Raw genomic sequence first — 25,895 nt, forward strand, 5'->3', positions numbered from 1 at the left:
AATTCTATTTCTATATAGAATATAGGATTGAGCAGACGGCAAATGATTTCTCAGGGCATTCCAGTAGATCGGAGCCAGCCCGGCCTGGCCGGAGCCTTCGCTGCGATCGACGGCCTGACCGAGACTGCCGTCGAGGACCTGCGGAAGCTGGTGGCGGTCGACACCAGCTTTCCGCCGGGCGCCGGCTACGATGCCTTTGCCGACGTGATGGAGCAGCTCGCTAGGCCGCTGGCGCTGGATTGCGAGCGCGTAGTTGTCCCGGAGGATCTATGGCGCGCACCGGGGGCGCGCGGACCGCGTACGAACCTGATCGCACGGCGCCGCTCCGGCAGACCGGTGCTCGGGCTCTATTTCCATGTGGACACGGTACCGGCGGCGCCCGGCTGGGCGACCGATCCGCTGCAACTGAGCCGCGACGGTGACCGTCTGACCGGACTCGGCGCAGCCGACATGAAGGGATCCGTCGCGGCAGCGCTGCTCGCGCTCCGCGCCGCGCAGCAGACTGGATTGTCGCTGGCCTATGATCCGATGCTGCTGCTGTGCACGGACGAGGAGGCGGGGCTTTATCCCGGCGTGCGCTACCTTGCCGAACAGGGGCGCCTCGAAGGGCATATCCTGAATTTCAACGGCAGCGCCATGCCGCGGATCTGGGCCGGCTGCTTCGGCCTGTTCACGCTCACGGTGCGCGTTCACGGCACGGCGGCCCATGCCGGCGAGCAGCGCCGTGCCGGCGCCAACGCGATCGAGGCGGCCCTGCCGATCCTCAATGCGCTCGCCGCTTTGAAGCCGCTCGTCGCGCAGCGGACATCGACGTTGCCGCCACCTCCGCAGACGGCTGGACCGCTCACCGCGAGCCTCGACATCTCGGCTATTCATGGCGGCCAATGCGGCGGACAGATCCCCTCGCTGGTCGAGATTCTCCTGTGCCGCCGCTATGCGCCCGAGGAGGACTTCGCCGCCGCGCGCCGCGAGATCGAAACGGCGATCCGGCAGGCGGCCGGCATGCTCGACGTCGAGATCATCCTCACCGGTCATCTGATGCCGACATCCGATCCCGGCGGGCCGCATTGGCCGCGCTGGCAGCAGGCGCTGTCGGCCGGTTTCGGCTACGCGGCCGAGGACTTCGCCCGATGGGGGGCGTCCGGCTGCTCCGATTTCGGCTGGGTGCAGCAGGCCACGGGCCTGCAGGAGGTGCTGCTCACGGGTCTCGGCAGGCCCGATAGCCGCATCCATGCGCCGGGCGAATCGACGACGCTCACCGACATCGTCGCATTGGCGAAGTCGGTGCTCGCCTATCTTGCGGCCGAGTTCTGTCCCGAGCTCTCTCCCGAAGCCATCACGCCCGAAAAGGACTTCGCCCGATGCCGTCCGTGACTCGTCGTCATTTCCTTGCCGGCTCCGCGCTCGCGCTTGGTGCCCTGCCGCAAGTCTCTCTCTCCGCCGAGGCGCCCAAGCGCGGCGGCGTGTTGCGGATCTCGGTCGATCAGGGTGCGGCCGTCATTCACCCGCTGCTCGCGCGCGTCAATCCGGAATACCTTATTACCGAGCTGCTCTATTCCAACTTGACCCGGTTGAAGCCGGACATGTCGGTCGAGCCGGACCTCGCGTTGTCGTGGCAGGCCGGCGCGGGGCTCACCGAGTGGACGTTCAAGCTGCGGCCCAATCTCAGCTTCCACGACGGCTCGCCGCTGACGGCGGAGGATGTCGTCGCGACCTTCAAGGCGATCCTCGATCCGAAGACCGCGTCACCGGCGCGTACCAATGTCGGCCCGATCAAGGATGTCGCCGCCGTAGATGCGTCGACCGTGCGGTTCACGTTATCGGTTGCCTTCGCCGATTTTCCGGTCGCGCTCGCCTACAACAATGCGCGCATCGTGCCTGCGAAAGTCGTTGCCGCCGATCTCGCCAGCCTCGCCACAAAGGCGAATGGTTCAGGGCCGTTCAAGCTCGTGTCCTATGAGCCGGACCGCAAGATCGTCGTCGAGCGCAACCCGGTCTATTACGATCCCTCGCGGCCTTCACTCGATCGCGTCGAGATCCTCGTCTATCCCGACCGCACCGCCGAGGCATCGGCTCTGATTTCGGGCGACATCGATCTCATGTTGTCGACCACGCCCGGCGAATATGAGCGGCTCGGCAAGGCCAGCGGCGTCAAGGCGGTGCGGATCCCCTCGGGGCAGTTTCTGAACGTCAACATGGGCTGCGACCAGAAGCCGTTCAACGACGTTCGCGTGCGCCAGGCGCTGGCGCTGACCATCGATCGCGAGGCCATGGCCGGCTTTGTGGCCGGCGGCTATGGCACGCCCGGCAACGACACGCCGCTGAGCCCCGCCTACCGGTTCTATCAGGACAGCAAACTGAAGAAGCCCGACATCGCCAGAGCCAGGCAATTGCTCGCCGATGCCGGATATCCCTCCGGCATCGACCTGACGATGGTGGCATCCGACAAGCCGGACACGCGCACGCAGCTCGGCGTTGCGATCCGTGAGATGGCGGCGCCCGCCGGCTTCCGCATCAACGTTCAGACGATGCCGCACGCAACCTATCTCGATCAGGTCTGGAAGAAAGGCAATTTCTACGTCGGCTTCTACAACATGCAGTCGACCGCCGACGCGATCTTCAAGCTGCTCTATACCTCGGATGCGGCCTGGAACGAGACGCGCTGGAACAATGCGCGCTTCGACGAGATCGTCAATGCGGCGCGTAGCGAGACCGACGATGCCAATCGTGCCGCGCTCTATGCGCGGGCCCAGACGATGATGAGCGAGGAGGTGCCGTCGGTCATTCCGGTCTTCTTCGACATCCTGGCGGCGCAGCGCGCCTATGTGGAAGGCTACCAGCTGCATCCGCGTGGGTCGGTGTTCCGGCTCGATCTCGTCTCGCTCGGCGCCGGCGCGCCCAAGCGCAGCTGAGGCAGGATCCGAGCGGTGTCATTCGCTTGGCTGCTACGGCGGCTGCTCCTGATGGTCTACACGGTCGTCATCGTCAGCGTGCTGGTGTTCGCCATCACGCAGGCGCTGCCGGCTGATGCCGCGCAAACGCTGCTTGGCGAGAACGCCTCGCCAGAGGCGCTGGCAGCCGTTCGCAGCCGGCTCGGGCTCGACGATCCGGTCTGGCTGCAATTCGCGCATTGGGTCGCGCACGCGGCCACGGGCAATTTCGGCGTCTCCATGCGCACCGGCCTGTCGGTCGCGCCGGAGATGCTGACGGCGCTGTCGCGCTCTCTGCTGCTGGCAGCTGGCGCGCTCGTCGTCACTCTTCTGATCGCAGTCCCGCTCGGAATCTTCGCGGCGCTCCGCAAGGGCCGGCCGACGGATACGACGACCAGCGTGATCGCATATCTCGGGGTCTCGCTGCCGGAATTCGTCACCGCAACCGTGCTGGCGCTGCTGCTGACCGACATCCTGCCATGGCTGCCGGCGACCGGCTACGTGTCGCCGCTGGAGGATGCCGGGCTGGCGCTACGCCATCTGATCCTTCCGGTCCTGACGGTCTCGATGATTCTCGTCGCGCATGTCATGCGCATGATGCGCTCGGAGACGCTGGACGTGCTGCAGTCCGACTACGTTCGCGCGGCGCGGCTGAAGGGCCTGCCCGAGCGGACGGTGCTGGTGCGGCACGTGATGCGCAACGCGCTGCTGCCGGTTATCACCATCGTCGCGCTCGACGTCGGCTATCTCTTGGGCGGCATCATCGTCATCGAGGAGATTTTCGCCATCCCCGGCATCGGCCGCGCATTGATGATCGCCATCACCACCCGCGATCTGCCGTCGATCCAGGCCGGCGCGATGATCATGGCGGTCACCTACGCGATCACCAACACGCTGGCGGATGTCGTCTACGCGCTGCTCGACAAACGGATCAGCTATGACTGAGCTGTTCGGCAGGATGATCCGCAAGCCGCAGGGGGCGATCAGCGTGATGCTGCTCGTTGCCCTCGCCATCGTCTGCATCCTCGGCCCGTGGCTCGCGCCCTATGGGCCGGAGAAGATGGATTTTCTCGGCCGTTTCCGCCCGCCGGGATGGCAGAACTGGCTGGGCGCCGACCAGTTCGGCCGCGACGTGCTGAGCCGCCTGCTGTCCGGCGCGCGCGCCACCGTTCCGATGGCGCTCGCGGCGACGCTCGCCGGCAGCGCGATGGGCGCCGTGATAGGCGTCGCATCGGCCTATCTCGGCGGCAAGGCCGACGAATTCATCATGCGCACCAACGATGCTGTGATGGCCATTCCCGGTCTCCTCACGGCGCTGCTGCTGGTCAGCACGCTCGGCAATGGGGCTGTCAACGCGGTGATCGCGATTGGCTTTGCGTTTGCGCCTGGCATGGCGCGGGTCACGCGCTCCGTAGCCCTTGCGGTGCGCAATCAGGACTACGTCAAGGCCGCCATCGCGCGCGGCGAGGCGGCATCGCAGATCATCTTTCGCGAAATGCTTCCCAACGTGATGGGCCCGATCATCATCGAGGCCACGATCCGGGTGTCGTTTGCGGTGATGCTGTTCGCTACGCTGAGCTTCCTTGGCCTGGGAGCGCAGCCGCCAGCATCCGAATGGGGGCTGATGGTGGCCGATGCGCGGCAATACATGCACCAGGCGCCGTGGATCCTGATCGCGCCCTCGGCGGCGATCGCGCTGTCGGCGATCGCCTTCAATCTCGTCGGCGATGCGCTGCGCGACGCGCTGCATCCGCGGGACGATCGATGAAGCCGGCGCTCGCCATCACCAATTACGGGCTGGACTACGTCACATCGGCGGGCGCCGTCGAGGTGCTGCGCGACGTGTCACTCGAGATCGCGCCGGGCGAGGTGCTCGGCCTCGTCGGCGAATCCGGCTCCGGCAAGAGTTCGCTGGCCTGGGCGCTGATGCGGCATCTGCCGGCCAATGCCCGCGAGATCTCGGGGTCGCTGCGCCTCGGCGATATCGACCTGCGGTCTCTGAGCCCGAAGCAACTCACCGAGGTGCGGGGGCGCCGGATCGGCATGGTGTTCCAGGACCCGTCGACCGCGTTGAATCCGACACTGACCATCGGCCATCAGATCACCGAGACGCTGATGCGTCATCGCGGTCTGAACGCGCGGGCCGCCAGGGATCTCGCGGTCGAGCTGCTCGGCCATGTCGAGCTGCGTGACCCCGCGGCGGTGCTGCGGCGCTATCCGCACGAGATCTCCGGCGGCGAGAAGCAGCGGGTGATCATCGCGACGGCCTTCGGCTGCCGGCCCGATGTCATCCTGTTCGATGAGCCCACGACAGCGCTCGATGTCATCACCGGTGCCCGTATCATCGAGCTGTTCGCGCGCCTGCGCGCGGAAACGGGCGTCGCTGCGCTCTACATCTCGCACGATCTCGCGATGATGACCCGCGTCGCCGATCGCGTCGCGGTGATCCGGCACGGCCGCGTCGTCGAGCAGGCGGGGGCATCTGATATATTTCGGACGCCGGAGCACGACTATACCAAGGCACTCATCGCCGCGGTGCCGCGTCCGGAGCGGCGGCTCGTGAATGATCAGCCGGGCGCTGCCGTGGTGCTTGAGGCGCGTGGCATCGAGGTGCATTACGGCCGGGCCAGCCTGTTCCGCGCGTCGCCACCACCGGCAACCAAGGCCGTCGATGTCGACATCCGCGCAGGCGAAATCGTCGGCCTCGTCGGCGAATCCGGCTCGGGGAAATCGTCCATGGCGCGCGCCCTGACCGGGCTCGCCCGCTTCGACGGTACCATCAGTTTCGACGGCCGGATGCTGCGCGGGGCCCGCGACATGAATTCCGCCTATCGTCGCGATGTTCAGATCGTGTTCCAGCACCCGGATTCCTCGCTCAATCCGCGTCACCGCATCGGCGAGATCCTGTCGCGTCCCTTGAGGCTCTACGGCGGTGATGTCGCCTCAGTGCCGCGCCTTCTCGAGCAGGTCCGGCTGCCAGCGTCCTATGCGATGCGCTGGCCGCACCAGCTATCCGGCGGCGAGAAGCAGCGCGTCGCGATCGCGCGTGCTTTTGCGGCGCGACCGCGCCTGGTGATCTGCGACGAGATCACGGCGCCGCTCGACGTCTCCGTCCAGGCCCAGATCATCGAGCTGCTGCTGGCTTTGCGCGCCGAGACCGGCGCGGCCTATCTCTTCATCACCCACGATCTCAACCTGATCAGGCAGATCGCGCACCGCATCGTCGTGATGCGCCATGGCCGGCTGGTCGACAGCCGTGCCGTCGATGCCTTCGGCGCAGACGACGTTCACCCTTACACCCGCGAGCTGATGGCGGCCTCGCCAGCGCCCGTTGGCTGACCGCAAGGATTGCCCCCATGGATCGCAACGAATTGCTCGCCCGTATCTCCGTCCCGGAGTCGCTCGCGCTGCTGTCGCGCATGGTACAGCATAAGAGCTATTCGAGGACCGAAGGCGAGAGGCAGCTCGCGACGTTCATGGCCGAGCAGATGAGCGAGATCGGCCTGGATGCGGCCGTCGCGCCGTTCGGTGCCGAAGGCCGCGTCAACGCCGTCGGCCGCTGGAACGGCACCGGCGGCGGCAAGAGTCTGCTGTTCAACGGCCATGTCGATACCAATCCGGTGACGGAAGGCTGGACCGTCGACCCCTGGGCGGGGAAGGTGGACGACGACTTCGTCTACGGAATCGGCGTGTCGAACATGAAGGCCGGCGACGCCGCCTATTTCTGCGCGGTCAAGACGCTGATCGAGGCCGGCGTCAAGCTGAGGGGCGACGTCATCCTGAGCTATGTGGTCGGCGAGCTGCAGGGCGGAGTCGGCACCTACTCGTTGCTGGAGCAAGGGCTGCGCGCGGACTATTTCATCAATTCTGAGCCAACCGACCTCAAGGCGATGACGATGCATGCCGCGGCATTCATGTTCATCATCGAGCTCGTCGGCAACACGCGGCATCTGTCGAAGCGGGAGGAGGCGGTTGACGCCATCACTGCCGCCTGCGATCTCATTCCGCGTCTCAATGCGATGCGATTCTCCGGCGCGCGTTCGCCGGCACATGAGGCCATCAACCGCGTTCATGTCGGCGTCGTGCACGGCGCGCTCGGTCGCGAGTTGCACGAGTGGCGGACGCCGCAGGTCGCGGATTTCGTCCGTATCAAGGGCTCCGGCCGCTACGCGCCGGGCCAGACCGAGCAGGGCGCATTGGCGGACATGCGGCGCGAGCTCGATGCGCTGGAGGCGCGTTTTCCCGGCCTGAAGGCTCATTTGATGTCGGAGGATCGCGCCGGCGTACCGACCATGCCGCCGTTCGAGGTCGCGCCCGAGAGCGCGATCGTCCGTGCCGTCAACAATGCCTATCGCGTCGTGCGCGGCGCCGCCCAGCCGACGGGCCCGGTGGCGCCCAGCTGCTTCTATGGCACCGATGCCGGCCATCTTTATACCTATGGCGGCATGGAGGGCATCGTCTGCGGACCGGGCGGCCGCTACAACACGATGCCTGACGAGCGCGTCGACATTCCCGACTATCTCGACATGATCCGCATCTACATGCTGGCGATTCTCGACATCTGCGGCTGATGCCGCGTCAGGCGGCGGCTGTCGCTTGTTCCTGGAACTGTTCGAAGGCCGCGATCGCATCGGCGGCATACATGAGCGACGGTCCGCCGCCCATGTAGATGGCCATGCCGAGCGTTTCCTCGACCTCCTGGCGGGTCGCGCCGAGACGCACCAGCGCGTCGGCATGGAAGCCGATGCAGCCGTCGCAGCGGACGGCAACGCCGATCGCCAGCGCGATCAGCTCCTTGGTCTTCTTGTCGAGGGCGCCGTCGCGACTCGCGGCCTGAGCCAGTGCAGAGAAGCCGTGCATGACGTCAGGGATGTCCTTGCGCAGCGTTCGCAGATTGCCGGAAATGTCCTTGCAGAGCTCGGGGTAGTTCTTGTCCATCATCATCTCCTAGGACATCTTCGTGGTGGGTTTGCCGGGCTCGCGCAGCGCGATGTAGATCGCGGGGATCACGAGCACGGTGAGCAGGGTGGATGAGGCCAGGCCGAACAGCAGCGAGATCGCCAGCCCCTGGAAGATCGGGTCGAGCAGGATCGTCGCCGCACCGATCATCGCCGCGAGCGCCGTCAGCAGGATCGGCTTGAAGCGCACGGCGCCGGCCTCCAGCACGACGTCGCGCAACGTCTTGCCCTCGCCGCCGCTGTGCCGGATGAAGTCGACCAGCAGGATCGAGTTGCGGACGATGATGCCGGCCAGCGCGATGAAGCCGATCATCGACGTCGCCGTGAACGGCGCGCCCAGTAACCAGTGGCCGAGCAGGATGCCGATCAGGGTCAGCGGGATCGGCGTCAGGATCACCAGCGGCAGCCGGAAGCTCTTGAACTGCGCCACGACCAGAACGTAGATGCCGAGGATGGCGGCGCCGAATGCGGCGCCCATGTCGCGGAAGGTCACGTAGGTGATCTCCCATTCGCCATCCCACAGCAGCGTCGGACGGGACTCGTCCTTGGGCTGGCCGTGGAAGCCGATCACGGGCTTCGGCAGCTTGCCCCAGTCATGGGCGTCGATCCGGTCGGCGACCGCGAGCATGCCGTAGAGCGGAGCCTCGAAGCGGCCGGCGAGTTCGGCCATCACCATGTCGGCAAAGCGGCCGTCACGGCGGAAGATCGTCGGCGACCCCTCTTCCATGGTGGCCTTCACGACCTGGCCGAGTTCGACGACGGTCTTGCTGCCAGGCACCGTGTTGGCGGGCACCGGCGTCGATGCCAGGGCCTGGCTCCAGCTCTTGTCGTGCTTCGGCAGACGCACGGCGATCTCGATCGGATTGCGGTCTTCGCCGCGATGCGAGTAGCCGACCGAGACGCCGCCGAACAGCGTCTGGATCGTGTCGTAGACGTCGCGCTGCTCGACACCGAAGAACTCGAGACTGTCCTGGTCGATCGACAGTCGCAGCCGCGGTCGTCGCTGACCGATGGAATCGTCGATGTCGACGATGAAGGGAAGGTCGGCGAAGACCTTCTTGAGTTCGGTGGTGACGGCGCGCCGGGTCGCCGCGTCCGGACCGTAGATCTCCGCCAGCAGGGTGGCGAGCACCGGAGGCCCGGGCGGCACTTCGACCACCTTGATGCTGGTGCCGGCCGGCACAGGGATGCTCTTCAGCCGCTGGCGCAGCTCGAGCGCGATGTCGTGGCTCGCGCGCTTGCGGTCGCCGCGCGCGGCGAGATTGACCTGGAGCTCGCCGAGCTCGGGCCGCTCCCGCAGATAATAGTGCCTCACGAGACCGTTGAAGTTGAACGGCGCCGCCGTGCCGGCATAGCTCTGCACGGTCGTGATCTCCGGCAGCCCATGCGCGATGTCGGCGGCCGCGAACAGCGTGCGCTCGGTATCCTCCAGGCTCGCGCCTTCGGGCAGATCGACCATCACGGCGATCTCCGACTTGTTGTCGAACGGCAGCAGCTTGACGGTGACGGACTTGGTGGCGAACAGGGTCATCGACAGCAAGGTGGCGATACCGACGCCGAGCAGGAAGATCCAGGCGGAGCGCTTGCTGGCGACGATCGGGCGCGCGACGCTTCGGTAGATGCGTCCGAGACGGCCTTCGCCATGCGCGTCATGAGAGCCTGCCGAGGCGCTGGTCGACCTCGGAGCCAGCCGCAGCATCAGCCACGGCGCCACCACCATGGCGACGAAGAACGAGAACAGCATCGCCGCCGAGGCGTTGGCCGGGATCGGCGCCATGTAGGGGCCCATCAGTCCCGACACGAACAGCATCGGCAGCAGGGCGGCGACCACGGTCAAGGTCGCGACAACGGTGGGGTTGCCGACTTCGGCGACCGCCTCGATGGTGGCCTGCAGGCGCGGCCGGCCGTCATGCATGCCCCAATGGCGCGCGATATTCTCGACCACGACGATGGCGTCGTCGACCAGGATGCCGATCGAGAAGATCAGGGCAAACAGGCTGACCCGGTTGATCGTGTAGCCCATCAGATTGGCGGCGAACATCGTCAGCAGGATCGTGGTCGGAATCACCACGAAGGTGACGAGGGCTTCGCGCCAGCCAATGGCGACCGCAATCAGCACGACGATCGAGATCGTGGCGAGGCCGAGATGGAACAGCAGCTCGTTGGCCTTCTCGTTGGCGGTCTCGCCGTAGTCGCGCGTCACCGTGACTGCGACGTCGCTCGGAATGAGACTGGCCTTCAGCCCTTCGAGGCGCTGCGCGATGTCGTGAGACACCACCACGGCATTGGCGCCGGCGCGCTTGGCGAGCGCGAGGCTCACCGCCGGCACCCGGTGCCAGTCGCCCTTGTCGGTGCGGGCGTCATCCCAGACGCGATGCTCTGCGAGGTTGGGGCCGATGACGACGGTGGCGACGTCGCGCACATAGACGGGACGGCCGTCGCGCGTCGAGATCAGCAGCAGGCCGATGTCCGGGATGCCCGTGAGCGTCTGGCCCGCGGCGACGTTGCGCACGACACCGCCGTCGCGAACGTCTCCGGCCAGGAACGAGCGGTTCGCGTCCTTCACCTTGGCGACGAGCTGCTGCAGAGTCACGCCGAACAGCGACAGCTTTTCCGGATCGGGCTCGACCCGGATCTGCTGGGCGCCGCCGCCGGAGATATAGGTCAGGCCGATATTGTCGACCTTGGTCAGCTCCGCACGCAGCTTGTCGGCGAGCTCGTAGAGGTCCTTGTCCGACCAGCGCCCGGCGGCTTCCGGCTTCGGCGACAGCGTCAGCACGGTGACGGCGACGTCGTTGATGCCGCGGCCGACGATCAGCGGCTCGGGAATGCCGACGGGGATGCGGTCGAGGTTGGCGCGTAGCTTCTCGTGGACGCGCAGGATCGCGTCCTCGAACTTGGTCCCCACCAGGAACCGCGCGGTGACCATGACACGGTCGTCCTCGGTCTGGCTGTAGACGTGTTCGACGCCATCGATCGCCTTGACGATGGTCTCCAGCGGCTTGGTCACGAGCTCGACGCCGTCAGGCGCACGCAGGCCGTCGGCGTTGACGCGGATGTCGACCATCGGCACGCTGATCTGCGGCTCTTCCTCGCGCGGGATCACGACGACGGCGATGAGGCCGACCACGAGCGCCGCGAGCAGAAACAGCGGCGTCAGCGGCGAGGCGATGGTCGCCTGGGTAAGCTTGCCTGAGAGTCCGAGTTTCACGGCTGCACCAACTGGTCGCCAGCGCGCAGGCCGGACAGGATTTCAAGTCCATCGGGGAGATCGGCGCTCGGCAGAGCGCGGCCGCGCTGCACCGGAACGCTCACCTTCTGCGTCCCTTGCTGCAACTGGACATAATCGATGCCGAACCGTGTTGTGACGTAGCGCTGCGGGATCACGTAGGCATCGCGTTGGCCGCCGGAGATCCAGACCCGGAGCCGGTCGCCGACGAAATACTGGCCGAGACCGGAGACGATCGCGTCGGCCACGACACGGCCTTCCTCGATCTGCGGATAGACCAGGTCGATCACACCCCATTTGTCGGCGCTGTCACCGAACTCGGCGCCGTCGACCCGCACCCTGTCGCCCGCCTTGAGAAAGAGAGCGTGCCGCTCGGGCACGCGCAGTCGCAGCTTGAAGTTCTGCTGCGCCACGGTCACCACGGGATCGCCCGGCAGAACGACCGATCCGACGGCAACGAGCTTTTTCAGCACGCGGCCGTCGTCGGGCGCCAGCACTTGGCCTTCGCTCATCTGCTGGTTGACCACGGCACGCTCGGCGGTCTTGGCCCGCAGCCCGTTCTCGGCGACGTTGAGCGCCGTGCGCGTCTCGTCGAGCTTGATGCGGGGCAGGGTGCCGCGCTCGACGAGGCCCTCGGTGCGCGTGAAGTCGATCTGCGCCTGGTTGGCTTGCGCCTGCAGCGCTTCGATCTGGGCGTCGAGCGATTTGATCTGCAGGGCCAGCTTTTCATCGCCGATCAAGGCGATGGGCTGGCCGCGCTTGACCGGGTCGCCTTCGCGCACCGAAAGCTGCACGATGGTGCCGCCGATGCGGCCGCGGGCAGGGACCACGCTGATGCTCTCCACCGTCGCGAACACCGCCTTCTCGTCGGCGACCTGCCGTGGCGCCACCGTCAGCGTCTCCGCAAGGGCCGGCGCCGCCTGCCACGCCATCGCGGCGACCAAGCTCAGGACCGATAATCTGCGCATCAGCCTATTCCTGTCTCTTCTATTGACCTAAATCGGGTAAAGCGAAACATCCGTGGGCGGTACAGACATCCCACCGGGATGCGGGTTCCCACTTGATGCTAGTCAAGTCGGCGGGATCGCGCCGTCATAGTCTCGGCGCAGGTTTCGGCGGCCGCGTTGCGCAATAGACCTGATAGAGGGTCTTCAGGACCTCGCGAGCCGGCTCGCTGGTGATCGAATAGTAGATCGTCTGCCCCTCGCGCCGCGCTGTGACCAGGCCGTCCTTGCGCAGCAGTGCGAGGTGCTGCGAGACGGTCGAGTCACGCAGGCCGAGGAATGCAGCAAGCTCGCCGACAGACCGTTCGTTGTCGACCAGCTGGCAGATGATCAGGAGCCGGTGCCGGTTCGACAGCGCCTTCAAGAGGTCACTGGCCTGGTCGGCCGCCGCTTCCATGATGTCAGCATTAAATTTCATAGTTGCGTATATACAGATATTCGAATATATAGTCAAGGCCAGCTCGTAAGGTCGCTGCTGGCGAAACAATAACGAAGCAAGGCGATGGAGGACCCAATGGCGGATGTTGTCGTGATCGGAGCGGGGCTGAGCGGCTCCCTGATGGCTTATGAATTGTTGCCCCAGCTGAGAAAGGAGGATCGCGTGACCGTCATCTCGCAGGGGTCCTCCTATCATTTCGTGCCGTCCAACCCGTGGGTCGCCGTCGGTTGGCGCAAGCGCGACGAGATCGAGATCGATCTGGTCGACGTCATGCAGCGCAAGGGCATCCGGCTGTTGACGCAGGGCGCCAAGAGGGTGCACGCCGCCGAGAACCAGGTCGAGCTCACGGACGGCGCCATGGTGGCTTACGACTATCTCGTCGTCGCGACCGGTCCCGAACTCGCCTTCGATGAGATTCCAGGGCTCGGACCGGATGGACATACGCAGTCCGTGTGCCATGTCGACCACGCCGCCCATGCCAAGGCGGCATTCGACAGGCTGGCCGAGAAGCCTGGCCCGGTGATCGTCGGCGCGGTGCAGGGCGCGTCCTGCTTCGGACCGGCCTACGAATTCCTGTTCATCCTGGAGACCGAGCTGCGCCGCCGCAAGCTGCGCGACCAGGTGCCGATGACCTTCGTGACATCCGAACCCTATATCGGTCATCTCGGCCTCGACGGTGTCGGTGACACCAAAGGCTTGCTGGAGAGCGAGATGCGCGAGAAGCACATCAAGTGGATCACCAGCGCGCGCGTCACCAAGGTCGAGGACGGCCGCATGTTCGTGGAGGAGATCGCCGACGACGGCTCCGTCCGCAAGACGCATGAGCTGCCGTTCGCCTATTCGATGATGCTGCCGGCATTCCGCGGCGTCGGCGCCGTCAGAGGCATCGACAAGCTGACCAATCCGCGCGGCTTCGTCGTCGTCGACAAGCATCAGCGCAATCCGACCTTCCCCAACGTGTTTGCCATCGGCGTCTGCGTTGCGATCCCGCCGATCGGGCCGACGCCGGTGCCGGTCGGGGTGCCCAAGACGGGTTTCATGATCGAATCGATGGTGACGGCGACGGCCTTGAACATCGGGGCGCTGCTGCGCGGCGAGGAGCCAAAAGCCGAGCCGACCTGGAACGCGATCTGTCTTGCCGATTTCGGCGATTCCGGCGTCGCCTTCCTGGCTCAGCCGCAGATCCCGCCGCGCAACGTCAACTGGTCGTCGAAGGGGGAGTGGGTGCACTACGCCAAGGTCGCCTTCGAGAAGTACTTCCTGCGCAAGATGAGGCGCGGGACGCCCGAGCCGTTCTACGAGAAGTTCCTGCTCGACCGGCTCAACATCGCCAAGATCAAGGAAGTCAGGACCGGGACATGAGCAACGGCTTGCAGATCGTGTGCGGCCATTGCGGGCAGATCAACCGTCTGCCCGCGGACCGGGCGCCGGCGCAGGGGAAATGCGGCAAGTGTCATACGCCGCTGTTCAGCGGCCATCCGATCGAGGTCGACCAGCCCGCGTTCGAGCGTCATGTCGCGCATAGCAGTTTGCCGCTGCTCGTCGACGTCTGGGCGCCGTGGTGCGGCCCATGCCGTGCGATGGCGCCAATGTTCGCACGTGCGGCCCAGGAGCTGGAGCCGCGTGTGCAACTCCTTAAGCTGAACTCGGACGAGGCGCCGGAAGTTTCGGCACGGCTCGGCATCTCCGGAATTCCGACCATGCTGCTGCTGCAGCAGGGTCGGGAGCTGGCGCGGATTTCGGGTGCGATGGACTCGCAACGAATCGTCGCCTGGACACTGTCCGGCCTGCGGCAATAGCCGTACGGCCGGACCGGCACTTGCTTGATTACGCTCAAATGCAACCATGAGGGAGTATGTCATGAACGTCGACAAAGCAGTTCTCACCTTCGCAGGGATCGTCGTCCTGCTCAGTCTGGCCCTGGGCTGGTACGTCAGTCCCTATTGGTTCTTGCTGGCGGCCTTTGCTGGCGTGAACATGATCCAGGCCTCGTTCACGGGCTTCTGTCCGGCAGCGATCGTCTTCAAGAAGCTGGGGCTCAAGAGCGGCAACGCGTTCTCCTGAATCGGTCGGAAGGACGGCAAGATGAAGCGAGGATATCATGGCTGACTCGGACGAAACCTACATCGTCGGGCCGCTCTACAAGGCGCGCGAAAAGGTCTATCCGGCGGCCGTGCACGGCCGCTTCCGGCGCATCAAGTGGACGATCCTGTGCATCACGCTCGGCATCTACTACCTGCTGCCCTTCGTCCGCTGGGATCGCGGTCCCGGCATGCCGAACCAGGCGGTGCTGGTCGACTTCCCGCATCGCCGGTTCTACTTCTTCTTCATCGAGTTGTGGCCGCAGGAGGTCTACTACTTCACGGGGCTGTTGATCATCGCGGCGGTCGCCCTGTTCCTGATGAATGCAGTGGCCGGCCGGCTGTGGTGCGGCTACCTCTGTCCGCAGACGGTATGGACCGACCTGTTCTACGCCGTCGAACGCTGGGTGGAGGGCGATCGCCGTGAGCGCATCCTCAGCGACAAGCGCGGCTGGACCTTCACCCATATTCGCCAGGCCGCGCTCAAGCACTTCCTCTGGATCATGATCGGCTGGTGGACCGGCGGCGCCTGGGTGCTGTATTTCGACGATGCGCCTACGCTGGTGAAGGATCTGGCCACCTTCCAGGCGCCGTTCATCGCCTATCTCTGGATCGGCATCCTGACGGCGACGACCTACGTGTTCGCCGGCCACGCCCGCGAGCAGGTCTGCATCTACATGTGCCCGTGGCCGCGCATCCAGGCCGCGCTGACCGACGAATGGGCGCTCAACGTCACCTACAAGGGCGACCGCGGCGAGCCGCGCATGTCGGTCAAGAAGGCGGAAGCCGCACGGCTGCAGGGCGCTCCCGCCGGCGACTGCATCGACTGCCACCAATGCGTCAACGTCTGCCCGACCGGCGTCGACATCCGCCACGGCATCCAGCTCGGCTGCATCCAGTGCAGCCTTTGCATCGACGCCTGCGACAGCGTGATGACCCAGATCGGCCGTCCGACCGGCCTGATTGGTTACGACACCGACATCAACGTGCAGCGCCGCAAGGAAGGCAAGCCCGAGATCTACCGGATCATCCGGCCGCGCACGGTCATCTATGCGAGCTTCATCGCGATCGTCGGCGGGATCATGCTGTACTCGCTGGCGACGCGCGGCACGATGGGCATCAACGTGCTGCATGAACGTAACCCGCTGTTCGTGCAGTTGTCGGATGGCGGCGTCCGTAACGACTACACAGTCCGTCTGCTCAACAAGCGCGGCGCGCGCGACTTCGTGCTGGACGTCGTGGGGCTTCCGAACGCCAAGGTGACGGTGGCCGGCGAGACGCGCGAGCAGGACGGTCGCATGGTGATCGATGTCGGCCAGGACCAGACCCGCGAGATCCGCATGTCGATCGAGGCCAAGGGAGCCGACCTTCCCTCCGCGCCGGTGGACATCGAGATCAAGATCACGGATCCGGCGACTGGTACTTCGGTCAGCAAGCGAGATCACTTCGTTCCAGCGACACGATAGAGCAGTGTCGTTCTATCGCCGATCATGAGGCGTCCGCGGCATTCCGTGGGCTTATCGGGACTGATCGAGGGAGGAGCAGTCGCTCCTCCCTCGATTGCTGAGTCCGGTTGTTCCAAATCAATGCCGGCTCGAAGTCGCAAGCAGAGCATTCTCGCGTCAAGGGATCGAAAGCTTTCCTACTGGCGGAGAAAGACAGATGTTCAAGGTCGCAATTCTCATCTGGGTCATGCTGGGCACCGTGCTTGCAGGCAGTGCGGTTACGGCATTGTTGACGGTGCAGGGGCTGGTTGCGAGCCCGATGAAGGACCTGCCGTTGGCGGCGTTGGTCGGATTCGTCGTCGCCATGCCGCTATCCTATCTCGTCGCCGCGAAGATCAGCCGCAATGGTGGGCGTAGCCGAACGGCGTGAGGGCCGCAGCCGGCAGGCATGTGCAGTATCCTCGGAGAGCCTGCTCAAGATCGCCGCCGACGACGGGCCGGATCATCGTGCTGTTCCGGCCTGATCGTCGTGCACGAGCCGCGGGAGCGCCAGTCTGGCGCCGTCCATGAAGAGGTCGATCGCATCACGCACGGTTTGCTCGAGGTCGGATGGAACGGGTGTCTCGTAGATGAACTTTCGGATCGCGAGATAGAAGATGCGTCCGTGCAGTCCCCAGAACATCTCCGTCTCGCGGCTGCCGAGAGGGCAGGTGGCGGCGTCTGGGAGCTGCAATTCATGCCGCAGCTCGATCGCGGCAGGCTCGATGATCTCGCGTCGGACGAGGTCGAGATAGCGACCGGTGATGCCGAACGACTTCATGCCCGAGAACACGAAGATCCGCACCCAATTATATTCGAACACGCGCGCCACATAGTCGAGATAGAAGCCGGTTAGCCGTGCCTTCAGCGGATGGCTGCGATCGCGGATCAGCGGGCCCCAATCCTGCGACCAGCGGCTCAGATAGACCTCCTGATAGACGCGCTCGATGAGGGCTTCCTTGCTGGGGAAGTGCCGGTAGATCACCGAATGCGCGATACCCATGCGCTTCGCGAGTTCCCGCGTCTGGCCTTCGAAGCCGCGCTCGGCGAAAAAGCGGATGGCTTCATCCACGATCACGCGCTCGCGGTCGGCGGCGCGCATGTTGCGGCGCCTCGCGCGAGGGCGGCCGTCGGTTCTCCGCTGGCCTCCACCAACGCGGCCGTTTGTCTCAGCGTTCGCTGTCTTCGAGGTCTTAGCCATGGTCTCATCGATTGCGGCGACAGCCTGCTTGATACCCGAAAGCAGATTTGTGACCAATCGTTCGTTTCTGGTTGACCGCGCTGCCGCCGCGTGCAACTCTTTTAAGACCAGATGGTCACAAATCTGGGACTCCGGGCTGGCGAGCCCTGGCGGCGAGGAACGGATGAAAGCGAGGGCTTTCAGCTATTTTCGTGCACACACGATCGGCGAGGCGCTCGAAGCTCATGCGGGCGCCGGCGACGATGCACGCTTCATTGCCGGTGGCCAGAGTCTGGTTCCGGCGCTGGCGTTGCGTCTTCAGGCGCCGCGTATTCTGATCGATATCAATCACATTGCAGAGCTGCGCGGCGTCACGCGGGACGGCGAGTGGTTGCGGATCGGCGCCTTGACCCGGCACTGCGAGATGCTGACCGATCCGCTGATCGCCGAGTTTGCGCCGCTGTTGCGCGCCGCAGCGCCGTTTGTTGCGCACCCTGCCATCCGCAATCGCGGGACCTTGGGCGGCAGTGTCGCGCTGGCCGACCCGGCCTCCGAATTTCCGGCGATGGTGCTGGCGCTCGACGCCGAGATCGAGATTGCCGGCACGTCCGGCCGGCGCCGCGTCAAAGCCGATGACTTCTTCACCGACCTTTTTGAGACGGCGATCGCGTCTGGCGAGATCCTCGTCGCAGTTCATGTTCCTCTCTTCAAAGCCGGCCAGCGCATTGCGTTCGATGAGCTGGCCCGCCGGCGCGGCGACTATGCATTGGTCGGTTGCGGCCTGCTCGCGACCTGTCAGAGCGATCTGATCGAGCGCATCCGCATTGCGTTCTTCTCGGTCGGCAATGTCCCGACCCGTGCGAGACATGCGGAGGAAGCGCTGACGGGCGGCCGGATCGATGCCGGACGGATTGCGGCTGCCCAGGCTGCGCTTGATGACGATCTCGCGCCTGCTGACAGCGACGATGTTCCGGCGGCGATGCGCCTGCATCTCGCACGCGTTCTGCTCGGCCGGCTGCTGGGACGGATCGGAGATGCCGCATGAGCGCGCTGGTCGACATCGAGGCCGACGAGCAGGTCCGCATTCGCCTCATCGTCAACGGCCGCAAGGTGGCTTGTGACGTCGCGCCTCGCGACACGCTGGTGGATTGTCTTCGCCAGCAGCTCGAATTGACCGGCACGCATGCCGGTTGCGAAATGGGCGCCTGCGGCGCCTGTCTGGTTCAGCTCGACGGCGCTGCTGTGCATGGCTGCCTGATGTTTGCCGTGCAGGCCGATGGCGCGCGGATCGATACGATCGAGGGGCTCTCGGAGAGCGGCGTGATCGCCGACCTGCAGGCCGAGTTTCATCGGCGCAATGCGCTGCAATGCGGGTTCTGCACGCCGGGCATGCTGATCACCGCTCATGAGCTGCTGACCCGTGCTGCACGGCCGAGTCGCAAGACCATCCGCGACGCGCTCTCGGGCAATTTCTGCCGCTGCACCGGATATGAAGCGATCGTTGACGCCATCGCCGCGGTGGCTGCGGCGCGGTCGGCAACGGCATCGCAGGACGCGGAGGGCTCGTCGCGATGAGCGCGCCGCTGACCTCGCTGGACCGTCCGAATTCCTATATCGGCCGCTCCGTGCCGCGACCGAATGCGAAGCGGCTGCTCGCCGGACGCGGGCGCTACGTGACCGACATTCGCCTGCCTCGCATGCTGTACGCAGCCTTCCTGCGCAGCCCGTATGCTCATGCACGGATCATCCGCATCGAGGTCGATGCAGCGCGGGCGCTTTCGGGCATGCATCTGGTCGCGACCGGCGCTGATCTTGCGAAGATCTGCACGCCTTGGACCGGGACGCTCGATCATTTCAAGGGCATGACGTCCGAGCCGCAGCTGCCGTTGCCGGTGGATCGCGTCGTCTGGGCCGGACAGGCCGTGATTGCCGTCGTCGCCGAGAGCAGGGCGATCGCGGAGGATGCGCTGGAGCTGATCTCGGTCGACTACGAGGAGCTGCCGGCGGTGGTCGATCTCGACGCCGCGCGCCGGCCGGGGATGCCGCTGGTCAATCCGGTTGCGGCGTCCAACATCTGTTTCCGCACGCAGCTCGACAGCGGCGGCGTCGATGAGGCCTTCGCGTCGGCCGCGCATGTGATCGAGGAAGAATTCAGCTTCGGCCGTCATACCCCGGTCACGCTGGAGCCGCGGGCCATCGTCGCGGATTATGATCCCGAGAGCGGCGCGCTGACGGTGCACCACGCCACGCAGACGCCCTACCAGTTCCAGGATCTGTACGCTCGCCACTACGGCATCCCGGAAGCCGGCGTGCGCGTGATCGCGCCCGATATCGGCGGCTCGTTCGGCATGAAGCTGCATGTCTACCACGAGGACATGGCGGTTGTCGGGCTGTCGATCCTACTTGGGCGCCCGGTCAAATACGTCGCCGACCGCATCGAGTCCTTCGTGTCGGATATTCATGCCCGCGATCACCATGTCCGCGCGCGCATGGCCGTCGACGCCGAGGGCAAGATCCTTGCCATGGACGTCCACGATGCCACGGCGATCGGCGCGTTCTCGACCTATCCGCGCACCAGCGTCGTCGAAGGCAATCAGGTCATCCGCCTGATCGGTGCGCCGTATGACTTCAAGTCCTATCGTGCCGCGCTCGAGGTCGTGTTCCAGAACAAGGTGCAGACCAGCCAGTATCGCGCGGTCGGACATCCCATCGCCTGCGCGGTCACCGAGCGCATGGTGGATCTCGCCGCAAGCCGCGTCGGGATCGACCCGTTTTCCATGCGCGCCAGGAATGTGATCGCCGACAATGCCTATCCGACGGCCTCGCCGAGCGGCTACAGGTTCGAGGCGCTGTCGCACGAGGTCTGCCTGCGGCGGCTGCGCGAGATCATGGACTACGACGCGCTGCGCGCCGAGCAGACCGAGCTGCATCGGCGCGGCATCTATCGCGGCATCGGCATTGCGACCTTCGTCGAGATCACCAACCCGAGCCCTGCGTTCTACGGCGTCGGCGGCGCGCGCATCTCCTCGCAGGATGGCGCGACCGTCAGCCTGACGCCGTCGGGCGAGGTGCGCTGTGCGATCTCCGTGACCGAGCAGGGACAGGGCACCGAGGCGATCATCAGCCAGATCGTCGCCGACCAGCTCGGCCTCGCCCAGGAGCACGTCAAGATCATCACCGGCGATACCGAGGTCACGCCGCATGGTGGTGCGACCTGGGCCTGCCGCGGCGCGGGCATCGGTGGCGAGACGGCACTGCAGGCCGCGCGAAAGCTCAAGGCGAACATTCTGGAGATTGCCGCGCTGGTGCTGCAGGAGCAGCCCGCCGCGCTCGACGTCGTCGACGGCCAGATCGTCAGTGTCGCGACGGGGCAGACGCGTCTGCCGGTCGCCGAGATCGCGCGCATCGCCTATTTCCGGTCCGACACCTTGCCACCGGGCACTCAGGCGCAACTGACGGTCAGCCATCATTTCGCGCCGCAGGGCTATCCCTTTGCTTTCACCAACGGCATTCAGGGCAGCTACCTTGAAGTCGATGTCGAAACCGGCTTCATCAGGCTGCTGAAGCACTATGTCGTCGAGGATTGCGGCCGGATCATCAACCCGATGCTGGTCGACGAGCAGTTGCGCGGTGGTGTCGTGCAGGGTCTTGGCGCTGCGCTGTTCGAGGAGTGCCGTTACGGTGAGACCGGCCAGTTGCTCAACGGGTCGATGGCCGACTATCTGGTGCCGATGGCGTTGGAGATGCCAGACATTACCATCGATCACGTCGAGACGCCGACGGCGGACACCATTCTCGGCGCAAAGGGCTGCGGCGAGGCCGGCACCGCGGCCGCGTCGGCCTGTGTGCTGAATGCGGTCAATGATGCGCTGATGCCCTTCGGCGCCTCCATCAACACCATTCCCATCACGCCTGCGCGCGTGCTCAAGGCGCTCAACCGGTTCTAAGAAATACGAATGAGGGAGGAGATCATGCCAAACTACGAGACGAGGCTGCGACGCACAGGAATATCCCGCCGTACGGCGCTGATGGGGATGTCGGCAGGTGTCGCCACGCTCGCGATGCCGCGCCTGGGACGCGCCGCCGATGACACCATCCGCATCGGCTTTCCGACGCCGCTGACCGGCCCGTTCGCGGCCGAGGCCCGCGACCAGGTCAAATGCGCCGAGCTTGCGGTCAAGCTGGTCAACGACAAGGGCGGGATCGCCGGCCGCAAGGTCGAGCTCCTGGTGCGTGACGACAAGCTCAATGCCGGCGAAGCGGCGACGCGGACGCTCGAGCTGATCGAGAAGGACAAGGTCCACGCCATCGTCGGGGCGCTCTCCAGCGCCGTCCAGCTCGCCGTCAACGAGGTGACGCGGGCGCGCGGCGTGATCTACGTGTCGATCAGCCAGTCCGACACCATCAACGAAGCCAAGGATTTCAGCAAATACACCTTCCACGAGGCGCTGAACCCGCACATGACCACGGCGGCGGTGGCCCGCCAGACCATCAAGAAGGGCATGAAGGTCGCCCATCTCGTGGCCGACTATGCCTATGGCCATGAGATGCTGCGCGGCTTCAAGCGGGCGCAGACCGCGATCGGTGCCGAGAGCGTCGGCGAGATCCTGCATCCGTTCGGTGCGGCCGACTATTCGACCTTCATGCCGCGGCTGATGTCGCTGCGCCCGGACGTGCTGTGCATCAGCAATTTCGGTCGTGACCAGGCCAATGCCATCAAGCAGGCGGTGGATTTCGGCATCAAGCAGCAGATGAAGATCGTGGTGCCCGTGATCCTGCACAACCAGCGCCTCGCCGTCGGTCCCGACGTGTTCGAGGGCGTCGTCGGCGGCGCCAACTATTGTTGGGGTCTCGAGACACAGAACAAGACCGCGGCCGAGTTCAACAAGGCGTTCCGGGCCGCCAATGGCGGTGCGATCCCGACCGACTACGGCGCCTATGGCTACTCCGGCGTCGGCTCGCTGTTGCAGGCGATGCAGGCCGCCGGCGGCACCGAGACCGATAAGGTCGTCGCGGCGCTGGAGGGACTGCAATACGATCTGACCAAGGGCCCGCAGCATTACCGCAAATGCGACCACCAGTCGGTGCAGTCGGTGCTGGTGCTGGAATCCAAGAAGAAGTCGGCGATGGCGAACGAGAACGACCTGTTCGCGATCGTGGCCAGCGATCCAGGGGCGGACGAGATGCTGCGAAGCTGCAGCGAACTCGGCCACCCGACTTGATCCTGATCGCATGGACCTCTCGCTGATCATCATGCAGCTGTTTTCCGGCATCGCCCTTGGGGCGGTGCTGGTGATCACTGCGCTCGGCCTCACCATCGTGTTCGGCATGCTCGGCGTGGTCAATTTCGCCCATGGGGCGCTGTTCATGATCGGGGCCTATGCCGGTCTGTATCTGGCATCGCTGACCGGTAGCTTCTGGTGGGGCTTGCTACTCGCGCCAATTCTGGTCGGCGCGTTCGGCATGCTGATCGAATTCGTCCTGGTCCGACGTCTGTATGGCCGCTCGATCGATGATCCATTGCTGCTCACCTTCGGCCTCAGCTACATCCTGGTCGAGGGCGTGCGCATCGTGTTCGGCAGCGACGGCATTCCGTTTCCAACGCCGTCCCAATTGATCGGCGTCGTCGATCTCGGCGTCGGCTTCTTTCCCAAATATCGTCTGTTCGTGATCGCGCTGGTCGCCGTCGTGCTGCTGGTGCTCTGGATGATCCTGGAGAAGACCCGGGTCGGCCTGATCGTGCGGGCCGGCGCCCGTGATCCCCTGATCATGCGGGTGCTCGGGGTCGACATCAGCAAGGTGTGGCTCGCGATCTTCGGCCTCGGCGTCGGCCTTGCCGCGCTCGGCGGGGTGCTGGCGGGACCCATGCGCAGCGTCAATCCCGAGATGGGAACGCTGGTGCTGGCGGAAGCCTTCGTCGTCACCGTGATCGGCGGCCTCGGCTCGATCGTGGGTGCCGTGGTCGCGGGGCTGATGGTGGGGATCTGCATCAGCATGGTCGCGCTGTTCGCGCCCGAGATGGCGACGATCGTGATGTTCGCGCTCATGGCCGCGGTCCTGCTGATCCGGCCGCAGGGCCTGTTCGGCCTCAGGGGGAGAGCGTGATGACGGTGCAGTCGACCGGCGAGGCACCGCCGCTCCATCAGGCGCAGCGCCTCTTCGCGCTTCTCGCGGATCACCGCGTGCTGGTCTCGCTGGTCGCGCTGGCGCTGCTGCCCTGGCTGCTGCCGTCGAAGGCGCTCGCCGTGAACGTCCTGATCTATGGTGTCGTGGTGATGGGCTACAATCTGCTGTTCGGTTACACCGGGCTGCTGTCGTTCGGCCACGCCGCCTTCTTCGGCACCGGCGCGTATCTGACCGGCATCGCCATCGGCCGCTGGGGCCTGCCGTGGTTTGCCGCAGTGCCGCTGGCGATCGCGGCGAGCATGGCGCTCGCCGCATTGATCGGAACCATCTCAACGCGCACCCGCGGCATCTATTTCTCCATGGTCACGCTCGCGCTGGCGCAACTCGTCTATTACGTGGCGCTGCAGGCCTCCTCCTTCACCGGCGGCGAGAACGGGCTGCGTGGCTTCACCGTCGACCACATCGGTCTGTTCGGCGCGCAGATCAACTTCCTCGATCCCGTGAACAAATATTACGTGCTGATGGTGCTCGCGGCGATCGCGATCTGGGTTCAGTCGCGCATCCTCAACTCGCCGTTCGGCGCGGTCATCGAGGCGATCAGGGAGAACGAGCAGCGCGCGCGGGCGTGCGGCTACGACGTCGAGCGCTGCAAGCTGATCGTGTTCATGCTGTCGGGCGCCATCTCCGCCGTCGGCGGCTGCATGTCGGCCCTGCATTTGTCCATCGTTCCGCTCGACATCCTGCACTACCAGACCTCCGGCATGATCGTGATGATGGTGCTGCTTGGTGGCGCACGCAGCTTCTTCGGGCCGTTCGTCGGCGCCGCGGTCTTCCTGATCCTGGAGGACGTCGTGTCGTTGTGGACGCCGCACTGGCAGATCGTGGTCGGCGCCATCTTTGTCGTGTTCGTGCTGTTCCTGCCCAAGGGCATCTGGGGCACGTTCCTCGATGTGCTGCCGATCGCGAGGCAACGCCGATGAGCACCGAGTTGTTGCGCGCGGACGGGATCGGCCGTCGCTTCGGCGGCTTCGTCGCGCTCGAAGGCATCTCCGTCGCGTTCGCGGCCGGCGAGCTGACCTCGATCATCGGCCCGAACGGGGCCGGCAAGAGCACCTTCTTCAACATTCTCTCGGGCACGCTGTCGCCGAGCAGTGGCACCTTGCGCTTCAAGGGCCGCGAGCTGAACGGTCTGCCACAGCATCGCTTCGTACATCAGGGCATCTCGCGGTCGTACCAGATCACCAACATCTTTCCCGACCTGTCGGTCCACGAGAATGTCCGGGTCGCCGCCCAGGCGATGCGGGTGAGCTACGACATCTGGCGCAAGCGCGCGGATCTTGCCGAGCTCGGCGAACGCGCTGATGCGGCGCTCTCTGCCGTCGGCCTGATCGGCAGGCGCGGCGAGCTTGCGAAGTATCTGGCCCACGGCCAGCAGCGCGCGCTGGAAATCGCGATTGCGCTGGTGTCCGAGCCGGAGCTGCTGCTGCTGGACGAGCCGACGGCGGGCATGGGTCCGGAAGAGACCAAGGAGATGGTGGCGCTGCTGGAGCGGCTGGCGGAGAAGCGCACGGTGCTGCTGGTCGAGCACAAGATGAAGATGGTGCTGGGCCTGAGCCAGCGAGTGCTGGTGCTGCATCACGGCCGGTTGCTCGCCGATGGCAAGCCAGAGGACATCCGATCCAACCCCGACGTGCGCCGGGTCTATCTGGGACAGAGTGAAGGCTATGGCTGAGACCGCGTTGCTCGAGCTCGACGGCGTTCAGGCCTGGTATGGCGCCAGCCACGTCCTGCACGGCATCTCGCTGCGCGTGAACGAGGGCGAGGTGGTCGCGCTGGTCGGCCGCAACGGCGCCGGCAAGACCACGACGTTGCGCACCGTCATGGGGCTGATGCCCCGGGCCGCGGGGCGCGTGCGCTTTGCCGGCCATGATCTGCTGCCGCTTGCGGCCCACAAGCGCTTTCATCTCGGGCTCGCTTATGTGCCGGAGGAGCGCCGCATCGTGCCGGGCTTGTCGGTTCGCGAGAACCTGCGGCTCGGGCTCGTCGCGGCCAAGGCCGACATCGAGGAGCGCGCGGCGTTCGCCGAGATTGCGGAGACCTTTCCGCGATTGAACGAGCGGCTGGACCAGGAAGGCGTCACGCTGTCGGGCGGCGAGCAGCAGATGCTGGCGATCGCCCGCGCCTTGATCGCGCGGCCGCGGATGGTGCTGCTCGACGAGCCCTCCGAAGGCATCATGCCGGTGCTGGTCGAGGAGATGGGCGTGCTGTTCCGGCGGCTGCGCGACCAGGGCAAGACGCTGCTGTTGGTGGAGCAGAACGTCGAATGGGCGCTGCGGCTCGCCGATCGCGCCGTCATCATCGACCAGGGCGAGGTCGTGCATGAGAGCAGCGCCGCGGCGCTGCTGGCCGACAAGGATATCCAGGACCGCTATTGCGCGGTGTGATGCTTCGGACTGCGCCGGCA

24 protein-coding genes are annotated in these 25,895 nt (G+C 65.5%); 19 read left to right on the forward strand and 5 right to left on the reverse strand.

The genetic code is table 11. The features are described 5' to 3' along the window. The first annotated feature begins 42 nt into the window (after positions 1–42). From QX039_RS01910 to QX039_RS01935, 6 genes are read left to right on the forward strand one after another with little or no spacing between them, the layout of a single operon-like run. Positions 43–1,374 carry a M20 family metallopeptidase gene (locus tag QX039_RS01910; RefSeq protein WP_315770980.1) on the forward strand — a complete coding sequence of 444 codons (1,332 nt, stop codon included), beginning with the start codon at positions 43–45 and terminating at the stop codon, positions 1,372–1,374. Continuing rightward, a complete protein-coding gene (locus tag QX039_RS01915) occupies positions 1,362–2,912 on the forward strand; it encodes an ABC transporter substrate-binding protein (RefSeq protein ID WP_315770982.1) in 1,551 nt (516 codons plus the stop codon). The genes QX039_RS01910 and QX039_RS01915 overlap by 13 nt, the downstream gene beginning before the upstream one ends. A 15-nt stretch (positions 2,913–2,927) precedes the next feature. Then, positions 2,928–3,875 (forward strand): ABC transporter permease, encoded by a 948-nt coding sequence (locus tag QX039_RS01920; RefSeq protein ID WP_315770984.1) that lies wholly within the window; start codon positions 2,928–2,930, stop codon positions 3,873–3,875. Further along, complete coding sequence (locus tag QX039_RS01925) at positions 3,868–4,698, forward strand: ABC transporter permease (RefSeq protein WP_315739295.1); 831 nt, start codon at positions 3,868–3,870, stop codon at positions 4,696–4,698. Before QX039_RS01920 ends, QX039_RS01925 begins: the two co-directional genes overlap by 8 nt. Next, complete coding sequence (nikE, locus tag QX039_RS01930) at positions 4,695–6,269, forward strand: ABC transporter ATP-binding protein (RefSeq protein WP_315770986.1); 1,575 nt, start codon at positions 4,695–4,697, stop codon at positions 6,267–6,269. Before QX039_RS01925 ends, nikE begins: the two co-directional genes overlap by 4 nt. Before the next feature lie 17 nt (positions 6,270–6,286). Further along, complete coding sequence (locus tag QX039_RS01935) at positions 6,287–7,501, forward strand: M20 family metallopeptidase (RefSeq protein WP_315770988.1); 1,215 nt, start codon at positions 6,287–6,289, stop codon at positions 7,499–7,501. Positions 7,502–7,508: 7 nt separating this feature from the next. On the opposite strand, the gene QX039_RS01940 is transcribed toward QX039_RS01935, so the two are convergent. The 4 genes from QX039_RS01940 to QX039_RS01955 form a co-directional block, all read right to left on the reverse strand. After that, positions 7,509–7,868, reverse strand: coding sequence for a carboxymuconolactone decarboxylase family protein (locus tag QX039_RS01940; RefSeq protein WP_315770990.1), 360 nt, complete (start codon positions 7,866–7,868; stop codon positions 7,509–7,511). Positions 7,869–7,877: 9 nt separating this feature from the next. Then, positions 7,878–11,099 (reverse strand): efflux RND transporter permease subunit, encoded by a 3,222-nt coding sequence (locus QX039_RS01945; protein ID WP_315739299.1) that lies wholly within the window; start codon positions 11,097–11,099, stop codon positions 7,878–7,880. Further along, positions 11,096–12,085, reverse strand: a complete 990-nt coding sequence (locus QX039_RS01950) for an efflux RND transporter periplasmic adaptor subunit (protein WP_315739300.1) — start codon at positions 12,083–12,085, stop codon at positions 11,096–11,098. The genes QX039_RS01945 and QX039_RS01950 overlap by 4 nt, the downstream gene beginning before the upstream one ends. Positions 12,086–12,209: 124 nt before the next feature. Continuing rightward, positions 12,210–12,539: a metalloregulator ArsR/SmtB family transcription factor gene (locus QX039_RS01955; protein WP_315739301.1), complete on the reverse strand. Its 330-nt coding sequence runs from the start codon at positions 12,537–12,539 to the stop codon at positions 12,210–12,212. 96 nt (positions 12,540–12,635) lie between these two features. On the opposite strand from QX039_RS01955, the gene QX039_RS01960 reads away from it, so the two are divergent. The 5 genes from QX039_RS01960 (at position 12,636) to QX039_RS01980 (ending at position 16,516) form a co-directional block, all read left to right on the forward strand. Beyond that, complete coding sequence (locus QX039_RS01960; RefSeq protein ID WP_315770992.1) at positions 12,636–13,922, forward strand: FAD/NAD(P)-binding oxidoreductase; 1,287 nt, start codon at positions 12,636–12,638, stop codon at positions 13,920–13,922. Continuing rightward, positions 13,919–14,359: a thioredoxin TrxC gene (trxC, locus tag QX039_RS01965; RefSeq protein WP_315739304.1), complete on the forward strand. Its 441-nt coding sequence runs from the start codon at positions 13,919–13,921 to the stop codon at positions 14,357–14,359. Before QX039_RS01960 ends, trxC begins: the two co-directional genes overlap by 4 nt. Before the next feature lie 61 nt (positions 14,360–14,420). Then, positions 14,421–14,624, forward strand: coding sequence for a DUF2892 domain-containing protein (locus tag QX039_RS01970; protein ID WP_315739305.1), 204 nt, complete (start codon positions 14,421–14,423; stop codon positions 14,622–14,624). Positions 14,625–14,661: 37 nt separating this feature from the next. Further along, positions 14,662–16,107 (forward strand): cytochrome c oxidase accessory protein CcoG, encoded by a 1,446-nt coding sequence (gene ccoG, locus QX039_RS01975; RefSeq protein ID WP_315770994.1) that lies wholly within the window; start codon positions 14,662–14,664, stop codon positions 16,105–16,107. 196 nt (positions 16,108–16,303) lie between these two features. Next, entirely contained in the window at positions 16,304–16,516 is a 213-nt protein-coding gene (locus tag QX039_RS01980) for a hypothetical protein (protein WP_315739307.1), read from the forward strand. Positions 16,517–16,588: 72 nt separating this feature from the next. On the opposite strand, the gene QX039_RS01985 is transcribed toward QX039_RS01980, so the two are convergent. Further along, positions 16,589–17,227, reverse strand: coding sequence for a TetR/AcrR family transcriptional regulator (locus tag QX039_RS01985; RefSeq protein WP_315739308.1), 639 nt, complete (start codon positions 17,225–17,227; stop codon positions 16,589–16,591). Positions 17,228–17,489: 262 nt separating this feature from the next. Between QX039_RS01985 and QX039_RS01990 the strand changes: the two genes are divergently transcribed. The 8 genes from QX039_RS01990 to QX039_RS02025 are packed head-to-tail and all read left to right on the forward strand — an operon-like array spanning position 17,490 to position 25,875. After that, entirely contained in the window at positions 17,490–18,350 is an 861-nt protein-coding gene (locus tag QX039_RS01990) for a xanthine dehydrogenase family protein subunit M (RefSeq protein WP_315771027.1), read from the forward strand. Further along, positions 18,347–18,880, forward strand: a complete 534-nt coding sequence (locus QX039_RS01995) for a (2Fe-2S)-binding protein (protein WP_315770995.1) — start codon at positions 18,347–18,349, stop codon at positions 18,878–18,880. Before QX039_RS01990 ends, QX039_RS01995 begins: the two co-directional genes overlap by 4 nt. Further along, entirely contained in the window at positions 18,877–21,252 is a 2,376-nt protein-coding gene (locus tag QX039_RS02000) for a xanthine dehydrogenase family protein molybdopterin-binding subunit (protein ID WP_315770996.1), read from the forward strand. The genes QX039_RS01995 and QX039_RS02000 overlap by 4 nt, the downstream gene beginning before the upstream one ends. A 24-nt stretch (positions 21,253–21,276) precedes the next feature. Next, entirely contained in the window at positions 21,277–22,527 is a 1,251-nt protein-coding gene (locus QX039_RS02005) for an ABC transporter substrate-binding protein (protein WP_315739312.1), read from the forward strand. Positions 22,528–22,537: 10 nt separating this feature from the next. Then, positions 22,538–23,410 carry a branched-chain amino acid ABC transporter permease gene (locus QX039_RS02010; RefSeq protein WP_315739313.1) on the forward strand — a complete coding sequence of 291 codons (873 nt, stop codon included), beginning with the start codon at positions 22,538–22,540 and terminating at the stop codon, positions 23,408–23,410. After that, positions 23,410–24,411, forward strand: coding sequence for a branched-chain amino acid ABC transporter permease (locus tag QX039_RS02015; RefSeq protein ID WP_315739315.1), 1,002 nt, complete (start codon positions 23,410–23,412; stop codon positions 24,409–24,411). The genes QX039_RS02010 and QX039_RS02015 overlap by 1 nt, the downstream gene beginning before the upstream one ends. After that, the gene (locus QX039_RS02020) at positions 24,408–25,163 is read left to right on the forward strand and encodes an ABC transporter ATP-binding protein (RefSeq protein ID WP_315739316.1); all 756 of its coding nucleotides are present in this window, start codon (positions 24,408–24,410) and stop codon (positions 25,161–25,163) included. The genes QX039_RS02015 and QX039_RS02020 overlap by 4 nt, the downstream gene beginning before the upstream one ends. Continuing rightward, on the forward strand, positions 25,156–25,875 hold the full coding sequence (locus tag QX039_RS02025; RefSeq protein ID WP_315739317.1) for an ABC transporter ATP-binding protein: 720 nt from the start codon (positions 25,156–25,158) through the stop codon (positions 25,873–25,875). Before QX039_RS02020 ends, QX039_RS02025 begins: the two co-directional genes overlap by 8 nt. Positions 25,876–25,895: the final 20 nt, after the last annotated feature.

This window comes from Bradyrhizobium sp. SZCCHNR1043, assembly GCF_032489675.1.
Lineage (GTDB): Bacteria > Pseudomonadota > Alphaproteobacteria > Rhizobiales > Xanthobacteraceae > Bradyrhizobium.

What these genes read in the sequence shown, in the direction of transcription:
- QX039_RS01955 (WP_315739301.1), bottom strand. Translation starts at nt 12,539, where the DNA reads ATGAAATTTAATGCTGACATCATGGAAGCGGCGGCCGACCAGGCCAGT.
- QX039_RS01915 (WP_315770982.1), top strand. Translation starts at nt 1,362, where the DNA reads ATGCCGTCCGTGACTCGTCGTCATTTCCTTGCCGGCTCCGCGCTCGCG.
- QX039_RS02005 (WP_315739312.1), top strand. Translation starts at nt 21,277, where the DNA reads ATGCCAAACTACGAGACGAGGCTGCGACGCACAGGAATATCCCGCCGT.
- QX039_RS01970 (WP_315739305.1), top strand. Translation starts at nt 14,421, where the DNA reads ATGAACGTCGACAAAGCAGTTCTCACCTTCGCAGGGATCGTCGTCCTG.
- QX039_RS02025 (WP_315739317.1), top strand. Translation starts at nt 25,156, where the DNA reads ATGGCTGAGACCGCGTTGCTCGAGCTCGACGGCGTTCAGGCCTGGTAT.
- QX039_RS02015 (WP_315739315.1), top strand. Translation starts at nt 23,410, where the DNA reads ATGACGGTGCAGTCGACCGGCGAGGCACCGCCGCTCCATCAGGCGCAG.
- QX039_RS02020 (WP_315739316.1), top strand. Translation starts at nt 24,408, where the DNA reads ATGAGCACCGAGTTGTTGCGCGCGGACGGGATCGGCCGTCGCTTCGGC.
- QX039_RS01980 (WP_315739307.1), top strand. Translation starts at nt 16,304, where the DNA reads ATGTTCAAGGTCGCAATTCTCATCTGGGTCATGCTGGGCACCGTGCTT.
- QX039_RS01925 (WP_315739295.1), top strand. Translation starts at nt 3,868, where the DNA reads ATGACTGAGCTGTTCGGCAGGATGATCCGCAAGCCGCAGGGGGCGATC.
- QX039_RS01910 (WP_315770980.1), top strand. Translation starts at nt 43, where the DNA reads ATGATTTCTCAGGGCATTCCAGTAGATCGGAGCCAGCCCGGCCTGGCC.
- QX039_RS01935 (WP_315770988.1), top strand. Translation starts at nt 6,287, where the DNA reads ATGGATCGCAACGAATTGCTCGCCCGTATCTCCGTCCCGGAGTCGCTC.
- QX039_RS02010 (WP_315739313.1), top strand. Translation starts at nt 22,538, where the DNA reads ATGGACCTCTCGCTGATCATCATGCAGCTGTTTTCCGGCATCGCCCTT.
- nikE (WP_315770986.1), top strand. Translation starts at nt 4,695, where the DNA reads ATGAAGCCGGCGCTCGCCATCACCAATTACGGGCTGGACTACGTCACA.
- QX039_RS01960 (WP_315770992.1), top strand. Translation starts at nt 12,636, where the DNA reads ATGGCGGATGTTGTCGTGATCGGAGCGGGGCTGAGCGGCTCCCTGATG.
- QX039_RS02000 (WP_315770996.1), top strand. Translation starts at nt 18,877, where the DNA reads ATGAGCGCGCCGCTGACCTCGCTGGACCGTCCGAATTCCTATATCGGC.
- QX039_RS01940 (WP_315770990.1), bottom strand. Translation starts at nt 7,868, where the DNA reads ATGGACAAGAACTACCCCGAGCTCTGCAAGGACATTTCCGGCAATCTG.
- QX039_RS01985 (WP_315739308.1), bottom strand. Translation starts at nt 17,227, where the DNA reads ATGCGCGCCGCCGACCGCGAGCGCGTGATCGTGGATGAAGCCATCCGC.
- QX039_RS01990 (WP_315771027.1), top strand. Translation starts at nt 17,490, where the DNA reads ATGAAAGCGAGGGCTTTCAGCTATTTTCGTGCACACACGATCGGCGAG.
- trxC (WP_315739304.1), top strand. Translation starts at nt 13,919, where the DNA reads ATGAGCAACGGCTTGCAGATCGTGTGCGGCCATTGCGGGCAGATCAAC.
- ccoG (WP_315770994.1), top strand. Translation starts at nt 14,662, where the DNA reads ATGGCTGACTCGGACGAAACCTACATCGTCGGGCCGCTCTACAAGGCG.
- QX039_RS01995 (WP_315770995.1), top strand. Translation starts at nt 18,347, where the DNA reads ATGAGCGCGCTGGTCGACATCGAGGCCGACGAGCAGGTCCGCATTCGC.
- QX039_RS01950 (WP_315739300.1), bottom strand. Translation starts at nt 12,085, where the DNA reads ATGCGCAGATTATCGGTCCTGAGCTTGGTCGCCGCGATGGCGTGGCAG.